Annotated in this window: 7 protein-coding genes, 1 pseudogene and 2 riboswitches; of the genes and pseudogenes, 7 read left to right on the top strand and 1 reads right to left on the bottom strand. The window is 68.2% G+C overall.

Annotation, left to right across the window (positions count from 1 at the left end; translation table 11 throughout):
• Both AAG801_RS39105 and AAG801_RS39100 read left to right on the top strand, forming a co-directional pair.
• The coding region (locus AAG801_RS39105; protein ID WP_341893265.1) for a TRAP transporter small permease at positions 1-335 on the top strand (335 nt) is incomplete at its 5' end.
• Complete coding sequence (locus AAG801_RS39100; protein ID WP_341893264.1) at positions 332-1609, top strand: TRAP transporter large permease; 1278 nt, start codon at positions 332-334, stop codon at positions 1607-1609. The genes AAG801_RS39105 and AAG801_RS39100, both read left to right, overlap by 4 nt.
• Before the next feature lie 64 nt (positions 1610-1673).
• Here AAG801_RS39100 and AAG801_RS39095 read toward each other — a convergent pair whose 3' ends face one another.
• A complete protein-coding gene (locus AAG801_RS39095) occupies positions 1674-2459 on the bottom strand; it encodes a helix-turn-helix transcriptional regulator (protein WP_341893263.1) in 786 nt (261 codons plus the stop codon).
• A gap of 108 nt (positions 2460-2567) precedes the next feature.
• Between AAG801_RS39095 and AAG801_RS39090 the strand changes: the two genes are divergently transcribed.
• From AAG801_RS39090 to gcvT, 5 genes and pseudogenes are all read left to right on the top strand, one after another.
• On the top strand, positions 2568-3761 hold the full coding sequence (locus AAG801_RS39090; RefSeq protein ID WP_341893262.1) for an MFS transporter: 1194 nt from the start codon (positions 2568-2570) through the stop codon (positions 3759-3761).
• A 239-nt stretch (positions 3762-4000) separates the two neighbouring features.
• Positions 4001-4480: a hypothetical protein gene (locus AAG801_RS39085; RefSeq protein ID WP_341893261.1), complete on the top strand. Its 480-nt coding sequence runs from the start codon at positions 4001-4003 to the stop codon at positions 4478-4480.
• Between the two features lie 96 nt (positions 4481-4576).
• Positions 4577-5113 (top strand): hypothetical protein, encoded by a 537-nt coding sequence (locus tag AAG801_RS39080; RefSeq protein ID WP_341893260.1) that lies wholly within the window; start codon positions 4577-4579, stop codon positions 5111-5113.
• 94 nt (positions 5114-5207) lie between these two features.
• A complete protein-coding gene (locus AAG801_RS39075) occupies positions 5208-5885 on the top strand; it encodes an N-acetylmuramoyl-L-alanine amidase (protein ID WP_341893259.1) in 678 nt (225 codons plus the stop codon).
• A 57-nt stretch (positions 5886-5942) separates the two neighbouring features.
• Positions 5943-6017, top strand: a riboswitch (glycine riboswitch).
• Positions 6018-6037: 20 nt separating this feature from the next.
• Positions 6038-6142: riboswitch (glycine riboswitch) on the top strand.
• A 47-nt stretch (positions 6143-6189) separates the two neighbouring features.
• Positions 6190-6745, top strand: a pseudogene (gene gcvT, locus AAG801_RS39070) (glycine cleavage system aminomethyltransferase GcvT); the annotation flags it as partial.

The following is a 6745-nucleotide window of genomic DNA, read 5'->3' as shown; positions in this document are numbered from 1 at the left end:
TGAGCCTGATCTGGATGGTGTTCCTGGGCATTCCGATGGCCTTCCGCCAGGGCGCGATGGTCAGTGTCGACGTGCTCTACCGCTGGAGCTCGCCGCGCGTGCGCCGCGTGCTCGACGCCGTGGTGGCACTGGCCGCGCTGGCGCTGATGCTGGTCATTCTCTGGTGGGGCTGGGACTACGCGATGCGCGGGCGCGTGCAGTCGATGGCCGGCCTCGAAAGCCTGTCGATGGTGTGGGCCTACCTGGCCATGCCCGTCGGTTCTGTGTTTTGTCTGTTCGGCATTGCCGGCAATTTTCTCGATCCCAAGCGGCTCGAACTGGAGACCGCGCAATGAGCGTCGTGATGGTTGCAACGATGGTGCTGTGTTTTGCACTGTCGGTTTCGGTGGCCGTGTCCATCGGTCTGGCGTCGATCCTGGGCATCCAGGTCACCAACGCCAACATGCTGATCTCCGTGAAGGAGATGTTCAATTCGATCAACAAGTTTCCGCTGGCGGCCATTCCGTTCTTCATTCTGGCCGGCAACCTGATGGAAACCGGCGGCATCTCGCGCCGGCTGGTCGAGTTCGCCAAGAGCATCGTGGGCGGCGTGCAGGGCGGCCTGCCGATGACCTGCGTGCTGACCTGCATGATCTTCGCGGCGGTGTCGGGCTCGTCGGTGGCCACCACCTTCGCGATCGGCGCCATCCTGATCCCGGCGCTCATCAAGCACGGCTACCCCACGTCGTACGCGGCGGCGCTGCAGGCCACGAGCGCCGAGCTGGGCGTGATCATTCCACCGTCGATTCCGATGATTTTGTACGGCGTGAGCGCCGAAGTCTCGATCGGCGAGCTGTTCATCGCGGGCTTCGGCCCCGGCATCCTGATCAGCCTGGCGCTCATGCTCTTCGTGTGGGTCTACTGCAAGTGGAAGGGCTGGGGCAAGACGGACGGTGAAGGCCGCATGCCTTTCGGCCGCGCGCTGTGGCAGGCCGGCTGGGCGCTGCTGATGCCGGTGATCATCCTGGGCGGCATCTACGGCGGCATCTTCACGCCGACTGAGGCCTCGGCCGTGGCGGTGTTCTACGCGCTCGTCGTGGGCATGGTGATCTACCGCGAGATCAAGATCACCGACCTGTTCGCGATCCTGCGCAAGTCGGTGCTGTCGTCGGCGGTGATCATGTTCATCATCGCCAACGCCGGCCTGTTCGCGTTCCTGATCACGCGCGCCGGCGTGCCCGACGCCATCGGCCACTGGCTGCAGGAAGTGCTGAAGTCGCCCGCGATGTTCCTGCTGGGCGTGAACGCGGCGCTGTTCGTGATCGGCATGTTCATCGAAACCAGCGCAGCCATCATCGTGCTGGCGCCGATCCTGGCGCCGGTGGCGGTGCACTTCGGCATCGACCCGGTGCACTTCGGCCTGATCATGGTGGTGAACCTGGCGCTGGGCATGATCACTCCGCCCTTCGGCGTGAACCTGTTCGCGGCCTGCACGGTGGCGCGCATCTCGCTCGACCGGATCGTGAGGCACCTGATCCCGTTCGTGCTGGTGATCCTGGGCTGCCTGATGGTCATCACGTACGTGCCCTGGGTCTCGCTGTCGCTGCGCGACCTGGTTTACAGCCGGTAGCCGCCGAACACCACGCCAACCCGCACACGGCGGGCGGCCTTCACGGGCCGCCCGCCGTGTCGTTTCAGCGCTTCGGTTCCTGCTGCAGGTACTGGCTCGGCGGCATGCCGAGCGTGCGGCGGAACATCGCGGTGAAGGCACTCGGGCTCTCGTAGCCGTGCGCCAGTGCCACCTCCAAAATCGACGCGCCCGCGGCCAGCCGCGGCAGGCTCAGCAGCAGCCGCGCCTGTCGACACCACGCACCGAAGGTCATGCCGGTCTCGCGCTCGAACAAACGCGCCAGCGTGCGCGCGTTCATGTGCAACCGCGCAGCCCAGCCGTCGAGCGTGGCGGGCTGCGCGGGGTCGCGGATGAGCGCTTCGCACAGCGCGGCCAGGCGCGCGTGGCGCGGCATCGGCACATGCAGCGACAGCGCCGGCGCAGCCTCGATCTCGTCGAGGATCAGCTCCATCACGCGCTCGTCGCGCCCGCCCGGCGCGTAGTCGAGCGACAGCGACACGGCCGCGACGATCAGCTCGCGCAACAGCGCCCCCACATGGATCACGCGGCACTCGACGCCTAGGTCGGCGCGCGTGCCGGGCTCGACGAAGACCGTGCGCATCTTCACCTCGCCCGCCATGCGGATCTGGTGCGTCATGCCCGGCGGCACCCAGACGCCGCGCCCCGGCGGCACCACCCAGCTGCCGGGCGCGGCGCTGACCATCATCACGCCCGAGATCGCGTGAATGAGCTGGCCGCGCCGGTGCGCATGCGGCGGAATGAAGGCATCGCCCGCCGGATCGGTGGCCAGCACGGCCACGGCGCGCGGCGTCGATTCGCCTTCTTCGGGGCGCAGATTCAGTTTGTCCATTTTACGACGATGTTTGCACATTCGTAGCGAGAACATCTTTCCGTGTCTTCCTACGATGGCTTTCTCCCTCTTTTTCTCAAACCGGACATCGAAGAAAGAAGCCATCGCATGAACACGCGCCGACTCGGGCTGCTCACCGGCACCCATGCCGTCAACGACCTCTACCAGGGCCTCGTGCCCGCGCTGCTGCCCTTCATGGTGCTGGAGCGCGGCTACAGCTACACGGCCGTGAGCGGCCTGATGCTGGCGGCCACCGGGCTGTCGAGCGTGGTGCAGCCGCTGTTTGGCCTGTACGCCGACCGCCACCCGCGCGCCTGGCTGGTGCCCGTGGGCTTCCTGGTAGCGGCGCTGGGCGTGGTGCTGGCGGGCCTGAGCCAGAGCTACCTGCTGACCTGGATCGCGGTCGCGCTGTGCGGGCTGGGCATCGCGGCCTACCACCCGCCCGCCACCGTGGCCGCGCGCGCGGCCGGCGGCGCCTCGCAAAAGGCGATGAGCGTGTTCTCGGTGGGCGGCACCATCGGCGCCTCGTTCGCGCCCGTGCTGGCGGCCACGGTGGTGGGCGGTGGCAGCCTGTCGCGCAGCTATCTGCTCGGCATTCCTGCGGTGGCGATGGGCGTGGTGTGGGTCGCGGTGAACGCGCGGCGCGGTGCCGTCGCCAGCCACGCGGCAGCCGCGGCGGCGCGCGCCGCGCAGGCCCGCGCCCAGGTGCTGAAACCGCACAACGACTGGCGCGCCTTCAGCCTGCTGGTCGCGACCATCGTGGGCTGGTCGATCCCGTACGTCACGGTGCTGTCGATGCTCTCGCTGCGCATCACGCGCGACCTGCACGGCACCACCTTCCAGGGCGCCGCGGCGCTCACCGCCTTCACCGCCGCAGGGGCCGTGGGCACGCTGGCCGGCGGCTGGCTCGGCGACCGCATCGGGCGCATGGGCACGATCCGCTGCGGTTATTTGCTCGCGCTGCCGGCCATGGCGGGCCTCGTGCTCGCCTCGACGCCCGGCGCGGCGCTGGCCTGCACCGCGTGGCTCGGCATGAGCATGTTCCTGCCCTTCGCCGCGCAGGTGACGCTCGCGCAGGACTACCTGCCGCGCAACCCGGCCACCGCCAGCGGCATCACGCTCGGGCTCGCGCTCTCGGTCGGCGGGTTGGTGTCGCCGCTGTTCGGCCTGCTGTCGGATGCACGCGGGCTCGGCGTGACGCTCACGGTGGTGTTGTGCGTGCTGTGCGTCGCGACCGTGCTGGCCTTGCGGCTTCGCAACCGCACAGTGCAGATGGTTGCGGGCGAGGCTGCTGCGGCCTGACCCCAACCCCGCGCCTCTTGTGCGCAGGGCACTGGGTGCTTCTCGCAGCGAAATCAAGGAGGAGCCGAAGGCGGGGGACATTCGCGGAGGGAAGTACCCGGTGTCCTGTGCACACGCCCTGAACAACGGACCACCGAAATCCGTGGTCGATTCAACGCCACGCGCCCCCTCTTTCACTGCCAGAATCGACGCAAGCTTCGACGTCGAGCCTGACAGACCCGAAGAAGGAAAAGGACGCCATGCATCGAATCGCCGCCCAAGGGTGCAGCCTCGCCGCCGCCGGCCTGCTGGCCACGGCCGGTTTCGCGGCCACGCCGGCCGCTGCGCCTGTGCCGTCGTCTGCGGCAGCACCCGTCATTTCGGCCAACCCCGTCGCCACCCTCGCCGAAGTGGAAACCGCCGTGCGCGCCTGGGCTGCGGCCTGGTCCGCACGCGACGTGGAGCGCTACCTCGCCGCCTACGCGCCCGACTTCACCCCCGCGCGCAGCCAGACCCGCGAACGCTGGGAGGCCGACCGGCGCACCCGCATCACGGGCAAGTCGCGCATCAGCGTGGGCATCGAGGGGCTGGTGATCAGCGTCCAGGGCACGTCGGCCAGTGCGGAATTCCGGCAGGTCTACCGCGCTGACGCGCTGACCGAAACCGACCGCAAGACGCTCGAGCTGCAGCGCGTGGGCACGCGCTGGCTGATCCGCAAGGAAAGCAGCGCGGGCAACTGACACGCACCACCCTGCGCGCTGTAGGCAAATGGTTCACGAAGGTGTCACCACTTGCAACGATGCTGCAGCCTTCGACCTCCGAAAGCTGTGGCCGCCATGTTTCCCACCAAGACCGAGAAGGCACGCGACGAACTCCAGGCCGGGCAGCGCACGCTCAGCCAGCGTGAGCGCGCCCTGCTGCTCATGGCCGACGGCCGACGCTCGCTGACCGACTTCAGCCCGCTGTTCCCCAGCCGCGTCGAGGCCGAGCAGGCGATCCAGGGGCTGATGCAGCGGGGCTATCTGCAGGATGCGCGACCGGCCCCGGTGCAACCTGCGCCGGCCCCCACACCCGTCCCGGCGGCCGAGCCGATCCAGGTCGCCACGTCGGCCGACAGCTTCGACGGCAAGCGCTCGCTGGCCACCACGCGCATGTTCCTGTTCGACATCTGCGAGCGCATGTTCGTGCGCCGCGACCCGCGCTTCGCCAACCAGATGCGCGACGCCCTGCGCGAGGCGCGCGACCGCGAGGCCATGCTGACCATCGCCGCGCTCATGCTCTCCGAGATCGAGAAAGCCGCCGGCCCCGAGCGCGCCGACTCGCTGCGCGAGCGCATCGACAAGCTGCTGCCGCTGGCCGAAACCGTGCACTGAACCTGGCGGTCACGGGTCGCCATCCCTCAACCAGGGGACGCGGACCCCCAGGGCTGCTTGCTAGAACCCAACTCCCAAAACAAGGAGGTTCAGCATGCCGAGTCCGAAGAGCTATCACTTCACGCTTCCCAAGTCGAAACGACCGGGCGAAGTCTCTCTCAACGAGCCCTGGTACCCCGGCGTGCAGCCGTACTGGCCGACGTGCACGACGAAGCGATCGGTCGACCCGATCATGGGCATCACCACGGTGGTCATCCATGCCACGGCAGGCGGGTCGTCTTCCGGCGCCATCTCGGTGATGAAAAAGCCGACCGACGCGGCTTCGTTCCACTGGCTGGTTCCCGATGAGGACGAAGACCAGCACGGCGAACTCGTCTGGGCCTGCGTGCCGGAGGCGCTCGCGGCATGGCACGTGCGCAATGCGGCCTCGCATCCCGATGTGAACGACGGGGCCAGGCGCGTCAACCACTGGTCGCTGGGTATCGAAGTCGTGAACAAGCAGAAGCTCGACCCCTTCTCCGACTGGCAAGTCGAAATCACGGCCCGTATCGTTCGCCATTGCTGGGCCAAATATCCCAACCTCGCCCACGTGGTCTCGCACGCCAAGCTGGACCCGGACCGCCGCAGCGATCCCGGCACCTTGTTCGATTGGGAACGGTTCAAGCACCTGGTGCTGAACGGCGAGGCCGATGCCATTCCCGTGGCGGTCGCTTCCGCCAAGCCGCTCTCCCAACTGAGAGCGTCCCAGGCGCTGGGCTGCTGCCACACCTGAGGCCCCCACGAGCACTTCGACACCAGCCCCGGCCCCGCGATCCACTACACTCGCCGGGTCAGGAGAGAGCCCCGCGCGACGGGGCCGCCGAAGGCGCAGGGGTTCCCCGAACGCTCAGGCAAAAGGACTGACAAAACGCCGGCCACCACCGGCGTTTCCTTGCTGGAGAGAGGCCGTGGCATTGCATGCGGCCCACCGAAGGAGCAAACCCCGATCGTGGGGCGAATCTCTCAGGTAAAGCGGACAGCAGGGGTGGCCCATGGCGTTGCAGCCATGGATTTCGACTGCCCCTTTGGAGTGCCCCGTGGCCGCTTCTTCCGCTTCCTCCGACGCCCAACTTCTCAAGACACCGCTGTACGACCTCCACGTGGAGCTCGGCGCGCGCATGGTGCCTTTCGCCGGCTACTCCATGCCGGTCCAGTACCCCGCGGGCCTCATGGCCGAGCACAAGCACACGCGCGATGCGGCCGGCCTGTTCGACATCTCGCACATGGGCCAGCTGCGCCTCGTCGGCCCCGACGCCGCCGCCGCCTTCGAAACCCTGATGCCCGTCGACGTGGTCGACCTGCCCGCCGGCAAGCAGCGCTACGGCCTGCTACTGAACGACGAGGGCGGCATCCTCGACGACCTGATGTTCTTCAACGAAGGCCATGGCTCGCTCTTCGTGATCGTGAACGGCGCCTGCAAGGTGACCGACATCGCCCACATCCAGGACAAGATCGGCGCGCGCTGCGAAGTGCAGCCCCTGCCCGACCACGCGCTGCTCGCGCTGCAGGGCCCGCAGGCCGCCGCCACGCTGGCACGCCTGTCGCCCGGCATCGAGCGCTTCGTGTTCATGACCGGCGGCGCGGTGCAGATCG

Source organism: Variovorax sp. YR752 (assembly GCF_943372545.1).
This window is presented reverse-complemented; position numbering and strand designations above follow the sequence as displayed.